Origin of the sequence: Leclercia sp. UBA1284, from assembly GCF_002308415.1 — a bacterium.
Taxonomy (GTDB): Bacteria; Pseudomonadota; Gammaproteobacteria; order Enterobacterales; family Enterobacteriaceae; genus Enterobacter; species Enterobacter pneumoniae.
On record NZ_DBUS01000006.1, the window covers coordinates 744,986 to 766,822 of the forward strand.

The window sequence follows — 21,837 nt, forward strand, 5'->3', positions numbered from 1 at the left end:
TTACTTGAGACGCTCTGCGAGGTAACGCTGATAATCTGGAATCAGAATATCAACCTGACGATTAAACTGCGGTGACTCGATAATAAAGTCAGCCGTCGACAGGTTTGTGGCAACAGGGATATTCCACACCGTGGCCAGACGCAGCAGCGCTTTCACGTCCGGATCGTGTGGAACGGCGTTAAGCGGGTCCCAGAAAAAGATCAGTACATCAATCTTGCCTTCCGAAATCAGCGCGCCTACTTGCTGATCGCCGCCCATCGGGCCGCTAAGCAGGGCATTCACGTCAAGACCTGTTTCACGGTTAATCAGATTGCCGGTGGTCCCGGTCGCGGAAAGGGCATGGTGTTGCAGCAGGGGTTTATGGCGCTGCACCCAGTTGAGCAGCATCTGTTTGCAGTGATCGTGGGCGACCAGCGCAATGTGTTTACGTTCCGGGAGTGAGCGGGTAGTCAGTTCCATTATCGGTTTCCATCAATGTAAATGGCTACAGATTACTGGAAGCATCTGACGCTGCAAGAGAAAGGGCAAAAAATTGCGGGTCAGGAGGGGGGTTGTTGCTTCGCCCACTGCATGAAACGGTTGCGGGTATCCGTATCCGCCTGCGCAAACCAGTATTTTAACCGCTGTTCGGTTAAAGTTTGCGATTGAGGGGGCGGCATATCGAGTTCAGACACGCCCGACAGCAGCGTACTGTCGTCGGCCATCCTGATGGCAAATTGCGGCAGCGAAGCCGTCAGCCCGGCGCTGTTATACCGCTCAGTATCGCTTTCGTAATTGATCCCTTTCGAGGCGGTGGTGATGGCGAGGATATCCAGTTTGACCGGAATCGGCATCGCATCTCCGTCCAGCAGCTCAATGCGCGGCGCGTTATCAAATGACTGAGACTCTTTTTCCGTCTCCAGACGCGGCAAACTAAAGTTGACCTGGCTGATGCGCTGCGTGTTGAAGCTGGCAACCAGCGGTGGGGAGATATAGATCCGCTGCTCATGGCTGGCGAGACGAATGGTTTTTTCAACCCGAAAAACGATCTGATGGGGGCCGTTATCCAGCTCAATGCTATCTGCGCCACGTAACAGCGAGCTGGAGACCCTTTTACCATCCAGCACCAGCAGATCGATATCGGTGGAGAGTCTCAGCGTGGTAGCGGAAGCGCAAACCGGCATCATTAATACCATCATCAGTGTGGCAATGCCGGTTTTCATAACAGGCTCCTGGGTATCCGATAGGTCGCGGAATAATGTATCTAAATTTTTCGGTGATCATGTTTACTAACATATAGACATCATTGCGCCGTTTGCCCTCATACGAACGTATGGGTTAGATGGTTGCCTGCCCAGCTTTGGCTTACACTCACAAAAAGCCAGGAGGAAAAGATGAAAGAGAACGATATCGTTAACATTTTGACATCGACGCGCACCATTGCGCTGGTGGGGGCAAGCGATAAGCCCGAACGCCCGAGCTATCGGGTCATGAAGTATCTGCTCGATCAGGGTTACCATGTGATCCCTGTCTCCCCCAAAGTGGCCGGTAAAACGCTATTAGGCCAGCAGGGCTACGGGACCCTGGCAGAGGTGCCAGAAAAAATCGATATGGTCGATGTGTTCCGCAATTCAGAAGCGGCCTGGGGCGTCGCGCAGGAGGCAATTGCCGTGGGGGCGAAAACATTGTGGCTGCAGTTGGGCGTCATTAACGAACAGGCGGCCGTGCTGGCGCGTGAGGCGGGGCTGAACGTGGTCATGGATCGTTGCCCGGCTATCGAAATACCCCGTCTGGGAATGGCAAAATAATAAAAAACCCGGTCAGCCCTGGCTACCGGGTTTTTTTTAGTTCCGTAAACGTGGCGCCTGCAACTGTTTACGGATGGTCTGCGCCAGTTCGTCCAGGGTCGGCTGTTCAGGGTGTTCATCCTGTGCTTCGCCACTCAACTGGGCTTCGGCAAGATAGGTATGCACCGGCTGGCCATCGTCATCTTCCATTACCACGTGGTACCAGGGTGCGGCGCGGAGATCTGCGTTAACCGCCAGCTCATCGGCTGACGGTTCATCGAGTGAGTATTCCGGGTCGATATCAACAACCACGCCCAGATACCCTAACAGAGAGTGGCGGACCTGCTGGCCGATACCGAATTTGCTGGCAATCATAGTCACCTCCCGGGAAACGTTACTTACACTATAAGTGTGGGCAACATTCCACTTTTCAAGTTACATGACGCGACAGGCAAATCCTTTCAGATAAAGCCCTTCAGGATAGGTTGCGATCACCGGGTGATCGGCCGCCTGACGGAACTGCTCTATAAATTGTACATCACGACCGGCATCTACAGCGGCATCGGCCACAATTTTCTGGAACAATTCGTTTGTCATCAGGCCAGAGCAGGAGAAGGTCAGGAGCACACCGCCTGGGTTAAGCAGTTGTATCGCCAGCATATTGATGTCTTTATAACCGCGGCAGGCACCCATCAGCTGATTTTTGTTTTCCACAAATTTTGGCGGATCCATCACGATAACGTCGAATTTCTCGCCCTGATCGCGATATTTACGCAGCAGCTTAAACACATCATCCCGCACAAACTCAGCTTTACTCAGATCCAGCTTGTTGAGTTCAACGTTTTGTTTCGCCACGTCCAGAGCCTCCTGAGAGGTATCCACGCTCACCACGCTGGCACAGCCGCCCATCAGCGCAGAAACCGCAAAGCCGCCCGTGTAAGAGAAGCAGTTAAGGACGCGTTTGTCTTTTACGTACTGGCGGGTCGCCAGACGACTGTCACGCTGATCGAGGTAATAGCCGGTTTTATGTCCGCCCTGGATATCCACCAGCAGCTTCATGCCGTGCTCTTGAATCGGCAGCAGCGCAGGTGGCAGTTCGCCGGTGACCGGGCCCTGGGTCAACTCCATACCCTCTTTTTTGCGCACCGCCACGTCGCTGCGGTCATAAATCGCGCATTCCGGATAGAGGCCTTGCAGGGCGCTGATTAACGCCGCGCGTTGATACTCCGCACCCGCGCTCAGCAGCTGCAGAACCAGGAAGTTGCCAAAGCGGTCGATCGTCACGCCCGGCATGCCGTCGGACTCCCCGGCAATCAGGCGATAGCTGTCTAACCCGTCACGCTGTGCTAGCCAGTCTCGCCACTGCTGCGCCTGCTGCAAGCGGCGGGTAAAGAAGGCGATATCGATGGTTTCCTGAGGATCAAAGGTCCAGACGCGCGCACGGATTTGTGACGCGGGCGAGTATGCGCCGCGGGCTAACCATTTCCCCTGATGGTCAACGATATCGATGGTTTCACCGAGGCTGGCTTTTCCTTCCATTCGGGCAACGGCACCGGAAAAGACCCAGGGATGACGACGCAGTAATGACTTCTCGCGCCCTTTGGCTAACACTAAACGTACACTCATAATTGGCTATTCTGTCGATTCAATGAAATGGCCGCCATTTTCCCGAGTTCAGGGGGGAAATGCAACGCGCCACGAGGATAAGGAGAACGATGATGTCAAATATCTGCACGATCGCATGGGTCCACGGCACGGTTCAGGGGGTAGGCTTTCGTTACAGCACCCAGCGAGAAGCGACGCAACTTGGGTTGACCGGCTACGCGCGAAACATGGATGACGGCAGCGTTGAGGTCGTGGCTTGTGGTGATGCAGCGCAGGTGGAAAAGCTCATCGCCTGGCTGAAGGCAGGGGGGCCGCGCAGTGCTCGGGTTGAAAAGGTCTTATCAGAACCGCATCAACCCGGCCGGGAATATACCAACTTTGGTATTCGCTATTAAATACACTTCACCGGTTTAGGCAGGCCGGCGATCTTGGTCGCCTGTTTCGCCGGGCCTTTCGGGAACAGACGATAGAGATAGCGGCTGTTGCCTTTCTCTTCGCCAAACTTTTTAGCCATCGCCTTCACCAGCATACGAATCGCAGGGGAGGTATTAAATTCCAGATAAAAATCACGCACGAAACGCACCACTTCCCAGTGTTCAGGCGACAAAGTAATAGCCTCTTTTTCGGCAATCACTTCCGCCAGCGCTTCGCTCCACTGGCTGCTCTCTTTCAGATAACCGTCGTTATCGGTCTCGATCTCTTTACCGTCAAAGCTCAACATTTTTCATCACACGTCAGTCAAAAACCGCTGCAGTGTAGCAAAAAACAGAGCCCCGCATAAGCGGGGCCCGGGGATACAGCACAGTGAGGGGATTAATCGCGGCTGGCGAAGCCCAGGATACTCAGCAGGCTGACGAAGATGTTGTACAGCGACACATACAGGCTTACGGTGGCGCGGATGTAGTTAGTCTCGCCGCCGTGAATGATGTTGCTGGTCTCATAGAGAATAGCGCCAGAGGAGATCAGGATAAATACGGCGCTGATCGCCAGGTGCAGAGCCGGCAGCTGCAGGAAGATGTTTGCCACCATACCCACCAGCACAATCACAATACCTGCCATCAGCATACCGCCGAGGAAGGACATGTCTTTACGGGTGGTCAGCACATAGGCCGAGCAGCAGAAGAAGACCAGGGCCGTACCGCCCAGCGCCATACCAATCACGTCACCCATACCTGCTGACAGGTAAGTATTCAGGATCGGCCCGAGGATATACCCCAGGAAGCCGGTAAAGGCGAAGGCAGATAAAATACCAACAGGTTTATCTGCGGTTTTATAAGTCAGGAACATCAGGCCATACATGCCCACCAGCGTCAGAATCAGCCCTGGAGAAGGCAGCATCAGTACGGTGCTGGCAGTCGCGGTGAGGGCCGAAAACGCCAGCGTCAGGCTCAGCATGAAATAGGTATTGCGCAGCACTTTATGGGTGCTAAGCAGCGACGCGCGGTCGCGGGAAGAAGTAATTATACGATCCATGAGTCACTCTCTTATGACAGATGTAATTAACGGCAAGAATAGAGAACGACGCAGCCGTAACAAAGTGATTTTACCCATCTTTACTCAGTTCTTCAGGGCTTTACCCAGCATGATCTCTCCCAAAAGGCTTTTACCGCAGAAGGAAAAATGGTTTCAGCAGATTATCGAGATCAAGATCTTATAGGTCTCTGAAATATATTGCTTTATTTTAGTTACCCAGCTAAGAGTTAAATCCGCATCGTCAAAAAACAGACAATAAGGCGAAGGAAATGAAACCACAACCACGCACTATCTTTACACTCTCTTTGCTGACGGCAGGCATCCTGTGCGCAAGCGCAACGGCGTTTGCGGCCAGCGTGCCGGCAGGAACGCAGCTTGCAGAGAAGCAGGAACTGGTCAGGAATAATGGCAATGAACCGGCCTCGCTCGACCCTCATAAAGTCGAAAGCGATGTCGAATTCAATATTATAAGCGATTTATTCGACGGGTTGGTGAGTGTCTCTCCGCAGGGTGAGATTCAGCCGCGCCTGGCGGAAAAATGGGAAAACAAAGACAATACCGTCTGGACTTTCCATCTGCGTCCGGGCATTACCTGGAGCGACGGCACACCGATTACCGCGCAGGATGTGGTCTGGAGCTGGCAGCGGCTGATCGATCCGAAAACCGTCTCTCCTTACGCCAGCTATCCAGGCAGTATGCATATCGTGAATGCCGCCGAGATTGCCGAAGGCAAGCAGCCCACGGATAAGCTGGGCGTGAAGGCGATTAATGACACCACGCTCGAAGTGACACTCACCCAGCCGAACGCGGCCTTCCTTGCGATGCTGGCGCACCCGTCTATGGTGCCGATCGATAAAGTCCTGGTGAGTCGTTTTGGCGAGAAGTGGACCAAGCCCGAGCACATCGTCTCCAGTGGGGCTTACAAGCTGTCGCAGTGGGTGGTAAACGAACGCATCATTGCCGAGCGCAATCCGCGTTACTGGGATAACGCCCATACCGTGATTAACAAAGTGACCTATCTGCCAATCACCTCTGAAGCGTCTGACGTTAACCGCTACCGGGCAGGAGAGATCGATATTGTCTATACGGTGCCTATCAATCAGTTTGCCCAGTTGAAAAAAACGCTGGGCAGCGAGCTGGACGTCTCCCCGCAGCTTGCCACTTACTATTACCAGTTCAATACCACCCGCGCGCCATTTAACGATGTCCGCGTGCGTAAGGCGCTGAATTTGGCGCTCGATAAAGAGATCATCGCCGATAAAGTGTTGGGGCAAGGGCAGCGACAGGCATGGTTGATCAGCCAGCCAGATATCGGCGGCGTCACGCTGAAGAACCCGGACTACGCCAGCTGGCCGATGGATAAACGCATCGCGGAGGCAAAAAAGCTGCTTAACGAAGCCGGCTTTAACGAAAGCCACCCGCTGAGCTTCAACCTGCTTTACAACACCTCTGAGTCGCACCAGCGCATCGCCATTGCTGCAAGCTCGATGTGGAAGAAAAATCTCGGCGTGGAAGCCAGGCTGCAAAATCAGGAGTGGAAAACCATGCTGGATACCATGCACACCCATACGTTTGATGCGGTGCGCTACGCCTGGATTGCGGATTATGACGATGCCGCCACCTTCCTGAATAACTACCGCACCGGTGACAGCCAGAACACCAGCCAGTACAGCAACCCGGACTATGATCAGGCGCTGGTTAACGCCGCGAAGGCCAAAACCCCGGCGGAGCGCGGTAAGTTTTATCAGCAGGCCGAAGATCTACTGGCGCGCGATGTTCCTGCTATTCCGGTCTATCACTATGTGCGTACGCACATAGTGAAACCCTGGGTGGGCGGTTTTACGCCAGATAAGCTGGGCTACTACTACACCAAAGATATGTACATCAAAAAGCATTAAGGCTTAAAACGTGAGATTTTGTGCTGATAAAACGGTCAATGCGTTGTTATTTCAACCGATTGACTGCGATTTGGCTGTTTTTCAGGCAAACGAACACAATGGTGCTTTACAGGGCGTACTGAGGTGTTTATAGTGCGCCTCATTGGAAGCGTGGCCGAGCGGTTGAAGGCACCGGTCTTGAAAACCGGCGACCCGAAAGGGTTCTAGAGTTCGAATCTCTACGCTTCCGCCAAATACGAAGAACCCCGTGATAGCGATATCACGGGGTTTTTTCTTTTATGCTTCTCCAGCACGCTGCAAATCAGCAAGGGTATCGATATCCCTGACAATTCCCTCATCCTCCAGCATTAGATCTGACACAGCCCCCTGACGACGTGCAGCCTGCACAATAGACCTCGCACCAGCCTCGCCGCGTAACGCGCGCAAGGCGGCATAATACCGACGGTCAAAGCCCACCGGATGCCCGGGCTGAGAACAGTAGTGCGGTACGACGAGAGAGGTGTGCGTCAGGGCGTGGGCAACGGCCCTCAGCGTGTCGGGTTGGATAAAGGGCAAATCAGCTGGCAGGATCAGCCAGCCGGAGGCCTCCGGTGTAGCCATCACGCCCAGCGCAATTGACTCACCCATCCCGGCAGTTCCCCCCTCGGGCCTCACCAGATGCCACTCAAGCCGCGAAGCCGTAACGGCGGCCAGGGTATGGTCCAGCACCCTTTGCCCGTTAAGCCTCGCCTCCAGTTTATGGCTCAGCCCGCCGGAGGCCAGAAAGCGTTCGCCGCGCCCGGCCGCCAGCACAATCACCACCGGGGCGGCCACTAACTTGCCGCTCCGGCCTGCCGCGTGGCGGCGATATCCGCCAGCACGGAGAGGGCCAGCGTGCTGGCATCCCGCGCCCGGGGAAAGAGGCCGATGGGGGCCTTAATCCTGGCGATATCCTCTTGATGCCAGCCCAGCGCGAGCAAGGTTTCGCTGCGCTGCGAATGGGTACGCTGGCTGCCCAGCGCGCCGATATAAAAGGGGCGAGCGCGCAGAGCGGCCTGCAATACTGGCAACTCTCGGTGGAGATCATGCCAGAGCAGCACCACGGCGGTATCCGCATCGATAAGGGGGTCTGAAGCGTCCGTAAAACCGGTTACCTCATAGCCTGCCGCCTGGGCCAGCGCGGCGGTCGCTTGCGCCTCGACCGACTGACCCTGCAGGACCAGCTGCACGCGGGGCCGATAGCCGCGTTCAAACCCGCCGCTGCGCCAGCCCGTCGTGACAGCGCCCTCTATCGCATCGAGCTGCTGCGTGGCGGGGCAATAATGCAAACCGGCCGGGGTACGTCTTTCCAGGCTGTTAAGGACCGCCAGCAGTGGGCGAGCTGAACGCAGCCGGTGAAGGGTGAGGGTGATGCCGCCTCCGCAGGGTAAGACAATGTCAAACCAGGGCGATCCTTTGCCATACCGTATCTGGCGATCCTGACCTTTGACCAGGAGATCCAGCGCCTCGAAGGCCACAGCCGACTCCACGCAGCCGCCGGAAACGAAGCCACAATAGTGGCCATCGTCGCGCACGCACATCTGCGACCCCAGCGCGCGGGCCGCGCCGCCCTCGATACCGGTCAGGGTCACCAGCACGGCCTCTTTTCCGGCGGTGAGCGCCTCGACGGCAAAGCGCAGCACGGCGATGCTGTCATCGGTGACAAAGGCGCGGGAAGGGGAGGGAAGCGGCGCGTTGGAGGCAATGTTATTGAGCATCATGCCTCCCTCACACCGCATCCGGCAGGGCATCGATAAGCTTATCGAGGGTGATCGGGTAATCACGCACCCGCACGCCGGTGGCGTTATAGATAGCGTTGGCAATCGCCGCGCTCACCCCGCACAGCCCAAGTTCGCCGACCCCTTTGGCCTTCATGGGAGAGGAGATGGGATCGGTATCCTCAAGGAAAATGACCTCCTGCTCCGGAATATCGGCGTGAACCGGCACTTCGTAGGCCGCCATATCATGGTTGACGAAGTAACCCAGCCGCGTATCTACCGCCAGCTCCTCCATCAGCGCCGCGCCCAGCCCCATGGTCATCGCCCCGATCACCTGGCTGCGCGCGGTGATCGGATTGAGGATCCGCCCGGCGGCGCAAACGGCCAGCATACGGCGCACCCGCACTTCACCGGTAGCGCTGTCCACGCCCACCTCGACGAAGTGTCCGGCAAAGGTGGACTGCTGATACTCCTTATCCAGATCGCCAAACTCGATGCTGTCCTCGGCGGTCAGCACGCCCGATTTTGCCGCCTCGGCCAGCGGCGCGCTGTGCCCCTGGGCGGATATCGTCTCGTCGGCAAATTCGGCTGTCGCCGGGTCGAAACCCAGCTGCCGGGCAATGGCTTCCCGCAGCTTCACGCAGGCGGCATACACGCCTGCGGTAGAGGTATTCGCCCCCCACTGGCCGCCCGATCCGGCAGAGACCGGGAAGCGTGAGTCGCCCAGCCGCACGTCGACCTTCTCCAGCGGCAGGCCCAGCATTTCGGCAGCGGTCTGCGCAATGATGGTATAGCTCCCGGTACCGATATCGGTCATGTCCGTCTCAACCGTCACGCTGCCATCAGCGTTGAGATGGACCCGCGCGCCGGATGTTGCCACCAGGTTGTTACGAAAGCCTGCCGCCATTCCCATACCTACCAGCCAGCGCCCATCGCGCACCTGGCCGGGCTGCGCGTGCCGTTTCTGCCAGCCAAAGCGTTCCGCCCCCGTCTGCAAGCATTCGACAAGCTGGCGACGAGAGAAGCGGCGCTCGGGGTTAGCCGGGTCGACCTGGGTGTCATTCAGAATGCGAAACGCAACCGGATCCACGCCCGCCTTGTCGGCAATTTCGTCGATAGCGATCTCAAGGGCCATCAGGCCGGGGGCCTCACCCGGCGCGCGCATGGCATTGCCCTCAGGCAGATCAAGCGTGGCCAGCCGCAGGCCAGTATGGCGGTTTGCGCCAGCGTAAAGCAGCTCGGTTTGCTGGACTGCCGTTTCCGGCGTGCCGCCGGGAAGATTGCCCGACCAGCTATCATGCGCGATGGCGACAATCTTTCCTTCGGTGTCGGTACCGATACGGATGTGCTGGAGGGTGGCCGGACGATGGGTCGTGTTATTGGGGATCGTCGGCCTCGGCAGCATCACCTTGACCGGGCGCTTCACCGCCCGCGCCCCCAGCGCCGCCAGCAGGGCATCGCTGCGTAAAAAGAGTTTGCCGCCGAAGCCGCCGCCAATATACGGCGAAACGATGCGCACGTTCTCCGGCGGGATCTTCAGGGTCAGGGCCAGATCGGTACGGCACCAGTCAATCATCTGGTTTGAGGTCCAGACCGTAACGTTGTCGCCCTCCCAGACGGCCATAGAGGCATGGGGCTCCATCGCCATATGGCTCTGATCCGGAGTGGTGTAGATCGCATCGAGCTTCACCGCCGCCGAAGCAAAGGCGGTGGCCACGTCCCCGACGTTTTTGTCGGGGGTATCTTCCGGCGGCTCGGTGACGGAGGCTTTTTTCGCCGCCAGATCGTAGGCGCCCTGCGCTCGTTTACAGGTCACCTTGACCAGCGCTGCGGCCGCACGGGCCTGCTCGAAGGTCTCTGCCACCACCAGCGCAACCGCCTGATGGTAGTGCTCAATTTCAGGGCCGCCTAACAGGGTGGCCGTATTTTTCTCTCCCTTGCCAAGCGGTCCGGCGTTATCGGCGGTAATTACTGCCAGCACGCCGGGGGCCGCTTCCGCCGCCTTTGTGTCTATGGCGGTAATGCGCCCTTTGGCAATGGGGGAGCCGACGACGTGTCCGTAAGCAGCATTGGGGGCGATATCATGCCATTCGTACGCATAGTGCGCGCTGCCCGTGGTTTTACGGGGGCCGTCGATACGCGTATGGGGTTGGCCGACAACCCGAAGCGTGTCGATAGGGTTAGTGGTGGCGGGTTTGTCGAATTTCATGCGTGAGCCCTCGCTTCAGACAACACAGAGGCGAGCGTGCGCTTCGCCAGGGTGAGTTTAAAGGCGTTTTCAGGCGTGGGATGGGCATCCGCAAACAGCCTGTCATACACCGCCTGCGCCCCGTCCGGAAGGCGGGCATCTGCTTCATCCAGCCGCCACGGCTTATGGGCTACGCCGCCCAGGGCCACGCGGCCCGTGCCGTCAGGCTGAACGATGGCCGCCACCGACACCAGCGCAAAGGCATAGGAGGCGCGATCGCGCACTTTGCGGTAAATATGGGTCCCCCCTGGTGGCGGAGGCAGCGTGACGGCAACGATCATCTCTCCCGGCGTCAGGACGGTTTCCAGATGTGGCGTGGTGCCCGGGGCACGCCACAGTTCATCGACGGGAAAGGTCCGTGTCTTGCCGTCCGGATCGACCGTTTCGACTTTGGCGTCCAGTACGCGCATGGCGACCGCCATATCGCTGGGATGCGTGGCGATGCAGGCGTCACTTGCGCCCACCACCGCCAGCTGGCGGCTATAGCCCTCGCGCGCCGCGCAGCCGCTGCCGGGCAGGCGCTTATTACAGGGTTGGTTGGTATCATAAAAATAGGGGCAGCGGGTTCGCTGCAGCAGATTACCGGCGGTGGTGGCCTGATTACGTAGCTGGCCGGAGGCCCCGGCAAGCAACGCCCGCGACAAGACCGCGTAATCTTTGCGCACTCGGGCATCGGCGGCCAGATCGGTATTATGCACCAGCGCCCCGATACGCAGACCGCCGTCGTCGGTGGCTTCAATGCTATCCAGTCCGAGGTGGTTAATGTCGATCAGGTGGACGGGGGTTTCGATCTCCAGCTTCATCAAATCCAGCAGATTGGTCCCGCCGGCAATGAATTTTGCCCCCTCGTGGCGTTGGGCGCTCTGTGCGGCCTCGGCCGGGGTCTTTACGCGCTCATAGGTAAAGGCTCTCATGATTTCAGCTCCCCGGCGGCCTCTTCGATGGCGGCAAGAATGTTGGAATAGGCGCCGCAGCGGCAGATATTGCCACTCATGCGCTCGCGCAGCTCGTCAGGGGTCATTTCCGGCGGCGAGACCAGATCGAGAGTCACGTGGCTCGGGATCCCGGCTTCGATCTCTTTCAATACCGCGACCGAAGAGCAGATCTGCCCCGGAGTGCAGTAACCGCACTGGTAGCCGTCGTGTTTAATAAAGGCGGCCTGCATGGGGTGCAGCGCCTCAGGGGTACCCAGCCCTTCAATGGTGGTGATATCGGCATCCTGGTGCATCACCGCCAGCGTCAGGCAGGCATTCAGACGGCGGCCATCCACCATCACGGTGCAGGCGCCACATTGTCCGTGGTCGCACCCTTTTTTGCTGCCGGTCAGCTGCAGATTCTCGCGCAGGGCATCCAGTAAGGTGGTACGGGTATCGACCTCCAGGGTTCGCGGTTCCCCGTTAACCGTAAAAGAGAGGGGAAGACGTTCAGCGGGGGGCGTGGCCGCAGGGCGCTCGTCACCAAACGCCATACCCGGCGCAACGGCGGCGGTGGCGGCGGTGCCCGCGCTGACTTTTAACAGGGTACGACGCGTCAGGCTAAAATCCTGCTCGCCTTCGTCAGGGGTATTGCCATGGTTGCTCATGCCAGGCCTCCGGTATCAAATGAGAAAAGTTATTCCTGAAACGTTTTTTTAAGCTTCAAGCATAGTCCCTGCTGTAGGCAGGATTATTCCTAATTCGTTTGTCGGGAGGCTGGCGCAGGCAGGCTAGTCCATGAGATAGCGGATAACGGTGACGCCCTCTTCTTGCCGTACGCGGGATTTTACCCGCCAAGTCTGTTCAATTTGCTCCGGGGTGAATACCGTTGCGGGCTCGCCGCTTGCCACGATCCGCCCGCCTTTAAGCAGCACCAGCCGCTGGCAGAATCGGGCCGCCAGGTTGAGGTCATGCAGCGCGACGACCACCGTCAGCGGCAGGCTGGCAATCAGGCGCATTAGCTCCAGCTGATGCTGAATGTCGAGATGGTTTGTCGGCTCATCCAGCAGCAGTACCTGCGGTTGCTGAGCCAGGGCGCGGGCGATTTGGCAGCGCTGGCGCTCGCCACCGGACAGGTGACGCCACTGGCGATCGCGCAGCAAGGTGAGCTGCATCAGGCGCAGCGCCTCTGCCACAGCCTGCTCATCTTCGGCGTGCCAGCCCTGTAACAGCCGGCGATGTGGGGTACGTCCCAGGGCGACAATCTGCCCGACGCTGAGATCCCCATCCACCTCGGCATGCTGCGTAACAAACGCCATCTGACGGGCACGCTGCCTGAGGGGGAGGGCATCAAGGGCAATCCCATTCAGGCGTACCTGCTGCGCACCGGCGGGCAGCAGCCCGGCCAGACAGCGGAGCAGGGTCGACTTCCCCGAACCGTTTGGCCCCAGCAGGCCAACCCGCTGCCCGGCGCTCACCTCCAGATCGATACCATGGAGTACGGTTTTTGATTGCAACTGCACCTGCAGTCCCTTCGCTGAGATATTCATCTTTTTCTCTCCCGGCTGCGCCACAGTATCAGGACAAACGCGGGGGCCCCCACCAGCGCGGTGACCACGCCGATCGGCAGCACCTGGTGGGCGATCAACGTCCGGGAAACCATATCTGCGAGGATCATAAAATGGCTGCCGATAAGAAAGGTTAAAGGAATGGATCGCTGATGGCCCGGGCCGCTCACCATGCGCGAGATATGCGGGATCACGAGACCGACAAAGCCCACGGCGCCGATGGTGCTGACCATCACGGCGGTGATCAGCGCGCAGGTTAGCAATAACACCACGCGTACCCAGGTGACCGGAACCCCAAGGGTGGTAGAGACTTCATCGCCGAAGGTAAAGGTATCCAGCGCCCGGGAGAAAGCCACGATTATGAGCAATCCCGCCAGCGTAACCGCCAGCGCCAGTAAAGCATCGGGCCAGCGCACCCCGCTCAGGCTCCCCAGCAGCCAGAACATGACGCTGCGTGACTGCTCGGCGTTGGCCGAGGTGCTTACCACATACGCGGTCAGCGCGTTAAACAGCTGGGTACCGGCAATGCCCGCCAGCAAAATGCGCGGCGGACTGTCGGTCATGCCGCGCGTAATGACCATGATCAGCCCAAAAGCGCCGCAGGCGCCGAGAAAGGCACCGCTGCTGATGCCCAGCGTGGTACCGCCGATGCCCAGCAACATCACGCATACTGCCCCCAGCGATGCCCCGGCGGAGATGCCTAGCAGATAGGGCTCCGCCAGCGGGTTGCGTAGAATCGACTGCAAGACCAGCCCGCACAGGGCCAGCCCGCCGCCGCTGCAGGCCGCCATCAGCGCCCGGCTCATGCGATACTCCCAGACAATACCCGCCTCCACCTGGGGAAGGTCTAAGGCGGTCAACCCTAACCCATTAAGAATGGCCTGGCCTGCCGTGATAAAGGAGACCGCCATCTCCCCCTGAGTGGCGGCGAGCACCAGCATCAAGGGTAGCGCCAGCACGCCTGCCGCCAACAGCGTGCGGTATCGCCAGCGCGGAGGCGAGACGTGCAGACGCATGGCCAGAGTGCTCATGGCTGCGCCTGGAAGGCGGCCAGCTGTTGACCGATCAGCTCGACCGCATCCACGTTGCGCAGAGACGGATTTAACGACATGGCCGGCACCACGATGATGTGGTTATTTTTGACCGCAGGGATATGCTGGGTAACCGGATCGCTGCGTAAAAAGGCCTTTTTCACCGCGACGTCATCGGCGGGATAGAGCCGCCGCGCCATCTCAGCAATCACGATAATATCCGGCTGCGCCTGGGCAATACGCTCCCAGGTGACGGCAGGCCACTCGTCGTGCGAGTCAATAACATTGTTCAGCCCCAGGGTCTGGCCGATCCAGCCCGGCGCGCCAAAATTGCCCGCAACCCAGGGATCGCCGTTCAGGCGGCTACTGGAGAACCAGAACAACACCTTCAGCGGTGTTTTCCGCTGGCTGGCGGCCTGCTTTTGCGCCTTTTCGATGCGTTGCGTCAACGCCTTGATCAGGCTGTCCCCCTGCTGGGGGACGGCGAATAGCGTAGCCAGCTCGCGGATTTCGCGTTCAATTTCCGCAATGGAGAAGGGGGTGCTGCGCGCGCCATCCCCGTTCGAGCTGTCGGTGACGCGCTTGCCAATGCAATCCGCAGGAGAGATCCAGGTGTTGATCCCGAGCGCGGCGAACTGGTCGCGGGTGGCCACTTCGCCCTGGGGTCCGATATGCCAGTGATACTGGGCCAATACCAGCTCGGGTTTTTGCGCGACCACCGCCTCAAAGGAGGGGGCGTTATCGGCCAGCTTTTTCAGCCCTTTGCCCTGGGGGGCAAGCGTATCCGGTAAGGGGCCAAACCATACCGAGGTAGCGGCAATTTTCTTCTCCAGACCCAGCGCCAGTAGCAGCTCGGTTTCATGTTGCCCCACGGTCACAACGCGTTCTGGTGGGTGAGTAAACGTGTGTTTGACGCCGCAATTCTCCAGCGTCAGCGGGAAGGGGCCAGCCGCAAAAGCCTGGGCGGTGAACAGGAGCCATGTAGATGCAGCCAGGGAAAGTAAATGTTTAACGGACACGTGCCAGACCTCAAAAATGTTATGTTATAACATAATACATATAGTTAGGCGGGGTTCAACCCCTGAACAGCGCAAAGCGTCAATCGACGGAAGGAGGGAAGTATGAAGATGCAACGGGCGCAGTCGGACGCTGCGCCCGTGAAGGTTATTGCGTGGCGCGCTTTTGCAGGCCGTCGAGCAACGCCTGATGGAAGCGCACCGGGTCCTGCATCTGCGGTGCATGGCCCATATCGTCAAACTCTATCAGAGTGGCATGGGGGATCCGCTTCGCCGTCTCTTTCCCGAGCACCGCGTAGTTCCCCAACTGCTGGCGAATTTCAGGCGGGGCGAGATCCTTGCCGATGGCGGTATTGTCTTTGGTGCCGATCATCAACAGCACCGGCATCTTCAGTTCACTGAACTCATACATCACCGGTTGGGTGTAGATCATGTCGTAGAGCAGGGCGGAGTTCCACGCCACGCGCGCTTTACCGGGGCCGTTATTCAACCCGGCCAGCATCGTAACCCAGCGCTCGTACTCCGGCTTCCACTCCCCGGCGTAATAGGTATTCTTCTCGTACTGACGAATGCCCTCGGCGCTGGTTTTCAGCTCACGCTGGTTCCACTCATCAACGGTGATATGCGGTACGCCGCGCGCTTTCCAGTCTTCCAGCCCTATAGGGTTCACCATCACCAGCTGCTCGACCTGCTGCGGCCACATCAGCGCGTAGCGGGTGGCGAGCATGCCGCCGGTGGAGTGGCCGATAACCGTCACCTTATCAACACCCAACTGCTTCAGAAGCGCGTGGGTATTATCTGCCAGCTGCTGAAACGTATACTGATACTGTTCCGGCTTGGTGGATTTGCAAAAACCGATCTGATCCGGGGCGATGACCCGATAGCCGCTGGCGCTCAGGGCTTTGATAGTGGCCTCCCAGGTACCGGCGCAGAAGTTTTTACCGTGCATTAGCACCACGGTGCGGCCATTCGCGTTCTCGGGTTTGACATCCAGATAAGCCATATCCAGACGCTGTTTCTGCGAGGTAAACGTAAAGTGCTGAACCGGCCACGCGTAGTCAAAGCCTTCCAGTTTCTCCCCGTAAGCCGGGGCATCGGCCGCCAGTGCCGGAGTGGAAAGGGCAACGAAAAGCGCAAGGCAGGATAATCGTCGTGCGGTCATGCAGGCTCTCCCATAGCAAAGAGTGAAAGTGAACAACAATGACACACTGTAGAGCACCAGACGGAACGGGGGTGTAAAGCGGGGTAAAGATGGCCGGGGCTGCGGTAATTTCCGCAGCCCGCTGGAAGGTTATTCCCAGTTATCCAGTACGCGCTGGCGTACTGCTTCAGGGTAACCCTGGTCAAAGGAGGCATGCAGATGGCGTTTCTCCTGCAGGGTATCAAAGACCACTTTCGCCCCTTTGCCTGCGATGTACTCCGCTTCGTCATAGCATTGAGGCAGGCGTATCACTCGCTGGTCATCAAAGACCACGCGGCGGCCCACCGGGTGCACGCGGGTCGACAGCACCCATACCACTTCTCGCAGGTTGGTAGGATCGAAATCGTCATCCACCACGTACACTTTCGGGATAAAGACCATCGCATCGGTTTTGAATAGCACCTCGCCAATGCGGCGGCTTAACGCTTCGCTACTGACGCCCGGCAGCCGTTCGCGCCAGTTTTGCGGCACCACCACCAGTAGCCAGTGCACGGTAGAATCCTCCGGGATCCAGGCGGTTGTAATCGGCAGGTTTGCCTCGCGCAGCGAGGTCAGCGCATCGGAGGCCAGGCCCATCGCCCAGAGGGTATGTGATTCGTCGGTAGGACGCCCCGTTATCGACATGGGCCAGATAGGATCGTCCCGGTGGGTAATGGTCTCTACGTGGAAGGTAGGCTGCGCGGACGAGCCTTCTCCCAGATAGCCGCCGTACTCCCCATATGGCCCCTCCTGGCAATCCCGCTCGATGGAGACATGCCCCTCGATAACAATTTCGGCCGTGGCGGGAACGTCCAGATCGATGCCGATTGCCCTTACCACCGGCACTGGCGCTCCCGCCAGCGTACCGATGTAGTCAGCCTCATCCGCATGTGCCGGAATGGGAATACCGGACACGCACGAAATCGCTGGCGCAGGACCCTGTACCAGCGCATAGGGCATTGGCTGACCCAATTTCACCCATTCGCCCCAGATCTGGCCAATATGCTGGCTTGGCACGATCAGCCCCACCATACGTTTGCCGTCCACCTTCATTACGCGGGCGATAGACCAGTTCACCCATTTACCGTCTGGGGTTTTGACAATCAGCGTGCCCCAGGTGTTGGCATAACGGCCACCGTCTTTATCATGGGCAAACGGGATAGGGAAACGATCGAGGCTGGCGTCGTCGCCGCGCAAAATGTTCTGATGGCAAAGGGCATCGGCAGATCCCACGCGTACCGGCGGTATGCCGGGCTGACTTCGCGCGGCGGATAACGCTTCGATAATTTGCGGGCCAGTGGACTCGGGTGCCAGCCCCAGGGACATCGCCACACGGGCATAGGGCATGTCGCTGCGGGAGGAGAGGCTGGCCGGGGCGCCAAACAGACGAAAACCGGGCGCTACGCCGGCAACCTTATGAAATAGCGGGGCAGGGGACTGACGTTCATAGCTGCGACGCGTGATGGCGCTCGGCTCAAAATCACCGTCAACTTCCCGGCGGACGTGCATGATATCGCCCATCTCATCCAGGGCATCAATAAAGCTTCTTAAATCATCGTAATACTTCATCTGACTTTCCTTAAGTCCTGGGACGCGGTTCGCCCCAACGTTGCGTTAATGCGTTATCCAGCCCGAACTGATCGAGGATGCGCGACGCGCAGTGGTTAATGATGTCGTCGGTGCTTTGCGGGTGGTTGTAAAAAGCGGGCATGGGCGGCAACATCATTGCGCCCGCACGGGTCAGGGCGAGCATGTTCTCCAGATGGATAGCGTTGAGCGGCGACTCACGCGGCACCAGCACCAGCTTGCGCTGCTCTTTTAAGGTGACGTCGGCGGCGCGGGCAATTAAACCATCACCGTAGCCACAGCGAATGGCGGCGAGGGTTTTCATGCTACAGGGCACGACGATCATCCCATCCACCCGAAACGAACCGCTGGAGATGGCCGCCGCCTGGTCATGTTCGCTGTAACTCTTTGAGGCGAGGGCCAGAACCTCCTGTACACTGTAGGGCGTTTCCAGTTGGAGGGTTGCGCGTGCCCATTTCGAGATGACCAGATGCGTCTCGACGCCCAGCTCTTTGAGCGCGACTAGCACGCGCACACCAATGGCGGCGCCGGTTGCGCCCGTCATGCCAACAACAATTTTCATGGGGTTTATAAGAACCTTTATGATATAGTTTGAACTTAAACTGTTTGTGTTCGAACTATATGGTTATCGATTCAGGGAGTCAAGACAGCCAATGTCAAATCATCGCGACTTAATTCATGCCGCGCCGCTGTGGCCGCACGGTGATAGCTCACTTATGCACCTGATGCGCCGGGCGGGGCAGCACGCCACGCTCTGCTGGAGTCAGTGCGTGGACACGGGATTATCTGCCGTCCAGTACGCCATTCTGGTGGTGCTGGCCGAGGAGACCTCTTGCGATCAGCAAACGCTGGGCAGCCGGGCGGGCTTTGATAAAGCCACCGGCACCTATGTGATTGATCGTATGAGTAAGAGTGGATTACTGTCGGTGCAGACCGATCCCGACAACCGCAGGCGCAAGCTGGTCTCGATGAGTGCGGAAGGCGAGGCAATGCTGGCGAAGATGATTACGCAGGCAAAACAGGCTGAAAACGTGATTACTGAAGGAATGAGTGCGCAGGATATTGCCGATCTGAAGCGACTTCTAAGCAAGATTGGTGGCCTGCAGGCGCCCTGAAAGGGCGTCCCACAGGATCAAGGTCAGGCGACCGCGCGGGCGTTCTCTTCGATATCCGCACTGACGCGCACGTCGTCGGCATCAAAGATCATGCAGTGGCGATCGTCAAAAGCGAGTTCAATCTTCTGCCACGGGGCAAATTTCACGTCGCCCGGCAGGAGGATCTTCACGTTGTCGTGACCATAACACTGACCGAACAGATAGGTATTGTTACCCAGTCGCTCCACCACTTCGCAGTTAAAGGTGATGCGCGTCCCCAGGCGGGTATCGGTGGTTAAATGTTCCGGACGAATGCCCAGCGTCACCTGACTACCGGGGGTGAGCGGGGAGGTCTGGATCGCCAGGGTCAGAGAATGTTGCTGCGACAGGCTCACGGTCAGCTCCCCGGGTTGCCAGGCGGTGACGGTGGCGGGCAGGAAGTTCATTTTGGGTGAGCCAATAAACCCGGCGACAAACTTGTTCACCGGTTTGTAATAGAGATCCATCGGGGCGCCCATCTGCTCCACTTTGCCGTAATTCATCACCACAATTTTGTCGGCCAGCGTCATCGCCTCTATCTGATCGTGGGTGACATAGACCATGGTGGTTTTCAACTCCTGATGCAGGCGTGCCAGATGCAAACGCATCTCCACCCGCAGTTCCGCATCCAGGTTGGAGAGGGGTTCATCGAACATAAAAACGCGTGGGTTACGCACAATCGCGCGGCCTATGGCCACACGCTGACGCTGGCCGCCGGAGAGCTGCTTTGGTTTACGGTCCAGAAGATGCGAGAGCTGTAGCGTTTTGGCCACCATCTCAACCTGATGGCGAATCTGATCTTTAGGCACCTTATTCACTTTTAGCCCGTAGCCCATATTCTCGGCCACCGTCATATGCGGATAGAGCGCATAGGACTGGAATACCATCGCCACGCCGCGATGAGACGGCGCCACGTCATTCATCACCTCGTTGCCAATCAGCACTTCACCTTCGCTCACCTCTTCCAGACCGGCAATCATTCGCAGCAGGGTCGATTTACCGCAGCCAGAAGGGCCGACGAAAACGGCAAACTCACCGTCCTGAATATCCAGATTCACATTGTGCAGCGTAACGGTGTCGCCAAAACGTTTGGTGACACTCCTCAATTGTATATTCGACATTAATGTTCCCCGGTAAGCCGTCGTTTCTGTCTTTTGTGTATTACGTATAACAATTCACAAAGACGTTGTCCGGCGGCGCAAATTATCTGTCACGACTATAACTTCCTCTATTTGCATGCCCTATACAGATATTTCATTAATGTTATGAGGATCACACAACTTACAGTTTTTTGTAGAGTTATCATGATGTGAAGGGTAGCGTATAACAAACCAAAGAGGTCAGGCATCATTCTTAGCAGGCCAGCTATAGCAGGTTTTGCAGGCGCAAGGATAGATCGTCTGGCACCATAACAACCCTAAAATTGTTATACCTTCACATGAGGTTGATAATGAAAAAGAACATTCTCGCTGCTCTTATCCTCTCTGCTATCGCCACCGTTCAGGTTCATGCCGCGCAGCAACTTAACGTCTGGGAAGACATCAAGAAATCTTCAGGCATCAAAGATGCGGTGAGCGACTTTGAAAAGCAGTACGACGTTAAGGTCAACGTGCAGGAGATGCCCTACGCACAGCAGCTGGAAAAACTGCGTCTGGATGGCCCGGCAGGTATCGGCCCGGATGTCCTGGTCATCCCTAATGATCAACTGGGCGGGGCCGTGGTGCAAGGGTTGTTAACCCCTCTGAATATGGCGGCTGGCGCGACTGAGCAGTACACACCGGCGTCAATCAACGCTTTCAAAATGGATAACGTCCTCTATGGCGTGCCTAAAGCGGTCGAAACGCTGGTCTTAATCTACAACAAAGACCTCATCGACAAACCGCTGGATAGCCTGCAGGCGTGGTACGACTTTTCTAAGCAACAGCGGGCGAAGGATCAGTACGGCCTGCTGGCGAAATTTGACCAGATTTACTACAGCTGGGGCGCGATTGAGCCGATGGGCGGCTACATCTTCGGTAAAAACGACAAAGGCGGCTATAACCCGCAGGACGTTGGGCTGAACAAACCGGGCGCGGTCGAAGCGGTTACCTTCCTGAAAAAATTCTATGCCGACAATGTCTTCCCGGCGGGGATTATCGGCGACAACGGCCTGAACGCCATCGACTCCCTGTTTACCGAGAAAAAAGCGGCGGCGGTGATCAACGGCCCCTGGGCTTTCCAGCCGTATGAAGCCGCGGGCATCAACTACGGCGTGGCGCCACTGCCGACCCTGCCGGATGGTAAGCCGATGAGCTCATTCCTGGGTGTGAAGGGCTATGTGGTCTCGACCTGGAGTAAAGACAAAGCGCTGGCGCAGAAATTCATCGAGTTTATTAATCAGCCGCAGTACGTAAAAACCCGCTACGTGGCCACCCGTGAGATCCCACCGCTGACGGCAATGATTGACGATCCGCTTATCAAGAATGACGAGAAAGCCAGCGCGGTGGCGGTGCAGGCCGCGCGTGCATCTGCCATGCCGGGCATTCCGGAGATGGGCGAAGTGTGGGGCCCGGCAAACGCCGCGCTGGAGCTGAGCCTCACCGGTAAGCAGGATCCGAAAGCGGCGCTGGATGGCGCAGAAAAACAGGTTCAGATGCAGATCGAAGCCATGCAGGCCAGCAATCAGTAATTGTCAGAGGTAAC

At 57.9% G+C, this 21,837-nt stretch carries 23 protein-coding genes and 1 tRNA gene; 6 read left to right on the top strand and 18 right to left on the bottom strand.

Annotation, left to right across the window (positions count from 1 at the left end):
• Together mgsA and csgI are read right to left on the bottom strand one after the other, a co-directional pair.
• Window positions 1-459 carry a methylglyoxal synthase gene (gene mgsA, locus B3511_RS06690; RefSeq protein ID WP_040076279.1) on the bottom strand — a complete coding sequence of 153 codons (459 nt, stop codon included), beginning with the start codon at window positions 457-459 and terminating at the stop codon, window positions 1-3.
• A gap of 80 nt (window positions 460-539) precedes the next feature.
• Window positions 540-1,202 carry a curli synthesis inhibitor gene (gene csgI / locus B3511_RS06695; RefSeq protein ID WP_286777811.1) on the bottom strand — a complete coding sequence of 221 codons (663 nt, stop codon included), beginning with the start codon at window positions 1,200-1,202 and terminating at the stop codon, window positions 540-542.
• Window positions 1,203-1,373: 171 nt separating this feature from the next.
• Here csgI and B3511_RS06700 point away from each other — a divergent pair, with 171 nt between their 5' ends.
• Window positions 1,374-1,787, top strand: a complete 414-nt coding sequence (locus B3511_RS06700) for a CoA-binding protein (protein ID WP_040076277.1) — start codon at window positions 1,374-1,376, stop codon at window positions 1,785-1,787.
• Window positions 1,788-1,823: 36 nt separating this feature from the next.
• On the opposite strand, the gene hspQ is transcribed toward B3511_RS06700, so the two are convergent.
• Window positions 1,824-2,141, bottom strand: coding sequence for a heat shock protein HspQ (hspQ, locus tag B3511_RS06705; protein WP_040076275.1), 318 nt, complete (start codon window positions 2,139-2,141; stop codon window positions 1,824-1,826).
• A gap of 60 nt (window positions 2,142-2,201) precedes the next feature.
• A complete protein-coding gene (gene rlmI / locus B3511_RS06710; protein ID WP_207293419.1) occupies window positions 2,202-3,392 on the bottom strand; it encodes a 23S rRNA (cytosine(1962)-C(5))-methyltransferase RlmI in 1,191 nt (396 codons plus the stop codon).
• A 92-nt stretch (window positions 3,393-3,484) separates the two neighbouring features.
• On the opposite strand from rlmI, the gene yccX reads away from it, so the two are divergent.
• The gene (yccX, locus tag B3511_RS06715; protein ID WP_172657829.1) at window positions 3,485-3,766 is read left to right on the top strand and encodes an acylphosphatase; all 282 of its coding nucleotides are present in this window, start codon (window positions 3,485-3,487) and stop codon (window positions 3,764-3,766) included.
• On the opposite strand, the gene tusE is transcribed toward yccX, so the two are convergent.
• Both tusE and yccA read right to left on the bottom strand, forming a co-directional pair.
• Window positions 3,763-4,092: a sulfurtransferase TusE gene (gene tusE, locus B3511_RS06720; RefSeq protein ID WP_040076271.1), complete on the bottom strand. Its 330-nt coding sequence runs from the start codon at window positions 4,090-4,092 to the stop codon at window positions 3,763-3,765. The genes yccX and tusE overlap by 4 nt on opposite strands.
• 92 nt (window positions 4,093-4,184) lie before the next feature.
• On the bottom strand, window positions 4,185-4,844 hold the full coding sequence (yccA, locus tag B3511_RS06725; protein ID WP_040076269.1) for an FtsH protease modulator YccA: 660 nt from the start codon (window positions 4,842-4,844) through the stop codon (window positions 4,185-4,187).
• 269 nt (window positions 4,845-5,113) lie between these two features.
• Here yccA and B3511_RS06730 point away from each other — a divergent pair, with 269 nt between their 5' ends.
• Together B3511_RS06730 and B3511_RS06735 are read left to right on the top strand one after the other, a co-directional pair.
• Entirely contained in the window at window positions 5,114-6,742 is a 1,629-nt protein-coding gene (locus B3511_RS06730; RefSeq protein ID WP_286777814.1) for an ABC transporter substrate-binding protein, read from the top strand.
• A 144-nt stretch (window positions 6,743-6,886) separates the two neighbouring features.
• Window positions 6,887-6,974 (top strand) — tRNA-Ser (locus B3511_RS06735).
• Between the two features lie 44 nt (window positions 6,975-7,018).
• Here the strand turns inward: B3511_RS06735 and B3511_RS06740 are convergent.
• From B3511_RS06740 to B3511_RS06790, 11 genes are all read right to left on the bottom strand, one after another.
• Window positions 7,019-7,555, bottom strand: coding sequence for a nucleotidyltransferase family protein (locus B3511_RS06740; protein ID WP_286777816.1), 537 nt, complete (start codon window positions 7,553-7,555; stop codon window positions 7,019-7,021).
• Window positions 7,555-8,478 (bottom strand): XdhC family protein, encoded by a 924-nt coding sequence (locus tag B3511_RS06745; protein ID WP_286777817.1) that lies wholly within the window; start codon window positions 8,476-8,478, stop codon window positions 7,555-7,557. Before B3511_RS06745 ends, B3511_RS06740 begins: the two co-directional genes overlap by 1 nt.
• A gap of 10 nt (window positions 8,479-8,488) precedes the next feature.
• The gene (paoC, locus tag B3511_RS06750) at window positions 8,489-10,687 is read right to left on the bottom strand and encodes an aldehyde oxidoreductase molybdenum-binding subunit PaoC (RefSeq protein ID WP_286777818.1); all 2,199 of its coding nucleotides are present in this window, start codon (window positions 10,685-10,687) and stop codon (window positions 8,489-8,491) included.
• The gene (locus B3511_RS06755) at window positions 10,684-11,640 is read right to left on the bottom strand and encodes an FAD binding domain-containing protein (RefSeq protein WP_286777820.1); all 957 of its coding nucleotides are present in this window, start codon (window positions 11,638-11,640) and stop codon (window positions 10,684-10,686) included. The genes paoC and B3511_RS06755 overlap by 4 nt, the downstream gene beginning before the upstream one ends.
• The gene (gene paoA / locus B3511_RS06760; protein ID WP_040076262.1) at window positions 11,637-12,308 is read right to left on the bottom strand and encodes an aldehyde dehydrogenase iron-sulfur subunit PaoA; all 672 of its coding nucleotides are present in this window, start codon (window positions 12,306-12,308) and stop codon (window positions 11,637-11,639) included. Before paoA ends, B3511_RS06755 begins: the two co-directional genes overlap by 4 nt.
• 123 nt (window positions 12,309-12,431) lie before the next feature.
• Window positions 12,432-13,190, bottom strand: a complete 759-nt coding sequence (locus B3511_RS06765) for an ABC transporter ATP-binding protein (protein ID WP_286777822.1) — start codon at window positions 13,188-13,190, stop codon at window positions 12,432-12,434.
• Entirely contained in the window at window positions 13,187-14,239 is a 1,053-nt protein-coding gene (locus tag B3511_RS06770; protein WP_286777823.1) for a FecCD family ABC transporter permease, read from the bottom strand. Before B3511_RS06770 ends, B3511_RS06765 begins: the two co-directional genes overlap by 4 nt.
• Window positions 14,236-15,258 (bottom strand): ABC transporter substrate-binding protein, encoded by a 1,023-nt coding sequence (locus tag B3511_RS06775; protein ID WP_286777824.1) that lies wholly within the window; start codon window positions 15,256-15,258, stop codon window positions 14,236-14,238. The genes B3511_RS06770 and B3511_RS06775 overlap by 4 nt, the downstream gene beginning before the upstream one ends.
• A gap of 145 nt (window positions 15,259-15,403) precedes the next feature.
• Entirely contained in the window at window positions 15,404-16,417 is a 1,014-nt protein-coding gene (locus tag B3511_RS06780) for an alpha/beta fold hydrolase (protein WP_207293428.1), read from the bottom strand.
• Between the two features lie 129 nt (window positions 16,418-16,546).
• Window positions 16,547-18,004 carry a UbiD family decarboxylase gene (locus tag B3511_RS06785; protein WP_286777825.1) on the bottom strand — a complete coding sequence of 486 codons (1,458 nt, stop codon included), beginning with the start codon at window positions 18,002-18,004 and terminating at the stop codon, window positions 16,547-16,549.
• A gap of 10 nt (window positions 18,005-18,014) precedes the next feature.
• Complete coding sequence (locus B3511_RS06790; RefSeq protein ID WP_046886654.1) at window positions 18,015-18,584, bottom strand: UbiX family flavin prenyltransferase; 570 nt, start codon at window positions 18,582-18,584, stop codon at window positions 18,015-18,017.
• A gap of 91 nt (window positions 18,585-18,675) precedes the next feature.
• On the opposite strand from B3511_RS06790, the gene B3511_RS06795 reads away from it, so the two are divergent.
• Window positions 18,676-19,137, top strand: coding sequence for a MarR family winged helix-turn-helix transcriptional regulator (locus B3511_RS06795; RefSeq protein WP_207293431.1), 462 nt, complete (start codon window positions 18,676-18,678; stop codon window positions 19,135-19,137).
• A gap of 23 nt (window positions 19,138-19,160) precedes the next feature.
• Here B3511_RS06795 and B3511_RS06800 read toward each other — a convergent pair whose 3' ends face one another.
• Window positions 19,161-20,276 carry an ABC transporter ATP-binding protein gene (locus B3511_RS06800; protein WP_207293432.1) on the bottom strand — a complete coding sequence of 372 codons (1,116 nt, stop codon included), beginning with the start codon at window positions 20,274-20,276 and terminating at the stop codon, window positions 19,161-19,163.
• Window positions 20,277-20,605: 329 nt separating this feature from the next.
• On the opposite strand from B3511_RS06800, the gene B3511_RS06805 reads away from it, so the two are divergent.
• Window positions 20,606-21,823 carry an extracellular solute-binding protein gene (locus B3511_RS06805; RefSeq protein WP_040076252.1) on the top strand — a complete coding sequence of 406 codons (1,218 nt, stop codon included), beginning with the start codon at window positions 20,606-20,608 and terminating at the stop codon, window positions 21,821-21,823.
• Window positions 21,824-21,837: the final 14 nt, after the last annotated feature.

Bases quoted from the DNA above. Each gene is read 5' to 3' on its own strand.
- mgsA (WP_040076279.1), bottom strand. From the start codon at position 459: ATGGAACTGACTACCCGCTCACTCCCGGAACGTAAACACATTGCGCTG.
- csgI (WP_286777811.1), bottom strand. From the start codon at position 1,202: ATGAAAACCGGCATTGCCACACTGATGATGGTATTAATGATGCCGGTT.
- B3511_RS06700 (WP_040076277.1), top strand. From the start codon at position 1,374: ATGAAAGAGAACGATATCGTTAACATTTTGACATCGACGCGCACCATT.
- hspQ (WP_040076275.1), bottom strand. From the start codon at position 2,141: ATGATTGCCAGCAAATTCGGTATCGGCCAGCAGGTCCGCCACTCTCTG.
- rlmI (WP_207293419.1), bottom strand. From the start codon at position 3,392: ATGAGTGTACGTTTAGTGTTAGCCAAAGGGCGCGAGAAGTCATTACTG.
- yccX (WP_172657829.1), top strand. From the start codon at position 3,485: ATGTCAAATATCTGCACGATCGCATGGGTCCACGGCACGGTTCAGGGG.
- tusE (WP_040076271.1), bottom strand. From the start codon at position 4,092: ATGTTGAGCTTTGACGGTAAAGAGATCGAGACCGATAACGACGGTTAT.
- yccA (WP_040076269.1), bottom strand. From the start codon at position 4,844: ATGGATCGTATAATTACTTCTTCCCGCGACCGCGCGTCGCTGCTTAGC.
- B3511_RS06730 (WP_286777814.1), top strand. From the start codon at position 5,114: ATGAAACCACAACCACGCACTATCTTTACACTCTCTTTGCTGACGGCA.
- B3511_RS06745 (WP_286777817.1), bottom strand. From the start codon at position 8,478: ATGCTCAATAACATTGCCTCCAACGCGCCGCTTCCCTCCCCTTCCCGC.
- paoC (WP_286777818.1), bottom strand. From the start codon at position 10,687: ATGAAATTCGACAAACCCGCCACCACTAACCCTATCGACACGCTTCGG.
- B3511_RS06755 (WP_286777820.1), bottom strand. From the start codon at position 11,640: ATGAGAGCCTTTACCTATGAGCGCGTAAAGACCCCGGCCGAGGCCGCA.
- paoA (WP_040076262.1), bottom strand. From the start codon at position 12,308: ATGAGCAACCATGGCAATACCCCTGACGAAGGCGAGCAGGATTTTAGC.
- B3511_RS06765 (WP_286777822.1), bottom strand. From the start codon at position 13,190: ATGAATATCTCAGCGAAGGGACTGCAGGTGCAGTTGCAATCAAAAACC.
- B3511_RS06770 (WP_286777823.1), bottom strand. From the start codon at position 14,239: ATGAGCACTCTGGCCATGCGTCTGCACGTCTCGCCTCCGCGCTGGCGA.
- B3511_RS06780 (WP_207293428.1), bottom strand. From the start codon at position 16,417: ATGACCGCACGACGATTATCCTGCCTTGCGCTTTTCGTTGCCCTTTCC.
- B3511_RS06785 (WP_286777825.1), bottom strand. From the start codon at position 18,004: ATGAAGTATTACGATGATTTAAGAAGCTTTATTGATGCCCTGGATGAG.
- B3511_RS06790 (WP_046886654.1), bottom strand. From the start codon at position 18,584: ATGAAAATTGTTGTTGGCATGACGGGCGCAACCGGCGCCGCCATTGGT.
- B3511_RS06795 (WP_207293431.1), top strand. From the start codon at position 18,676: ATGTCAAATCATCGCGACTTAATTCATGCCGCGCCGCTGTGGCCGCAC.
- B3511_RS06800 (WP_207293432.1), bottom strand. From the start codon at position 20,276: ATGTCGAATATACAATTGAGGAGTGTCACCAAACGTTTTGGCGACACC.
- B3511_RS06805 (WP_040076252.1), top strand. From the start codon at position 20,606: ATGAAAAAGAACATTCTCGCTGCTCTTATCCTCTCTGCTATCGCCACC.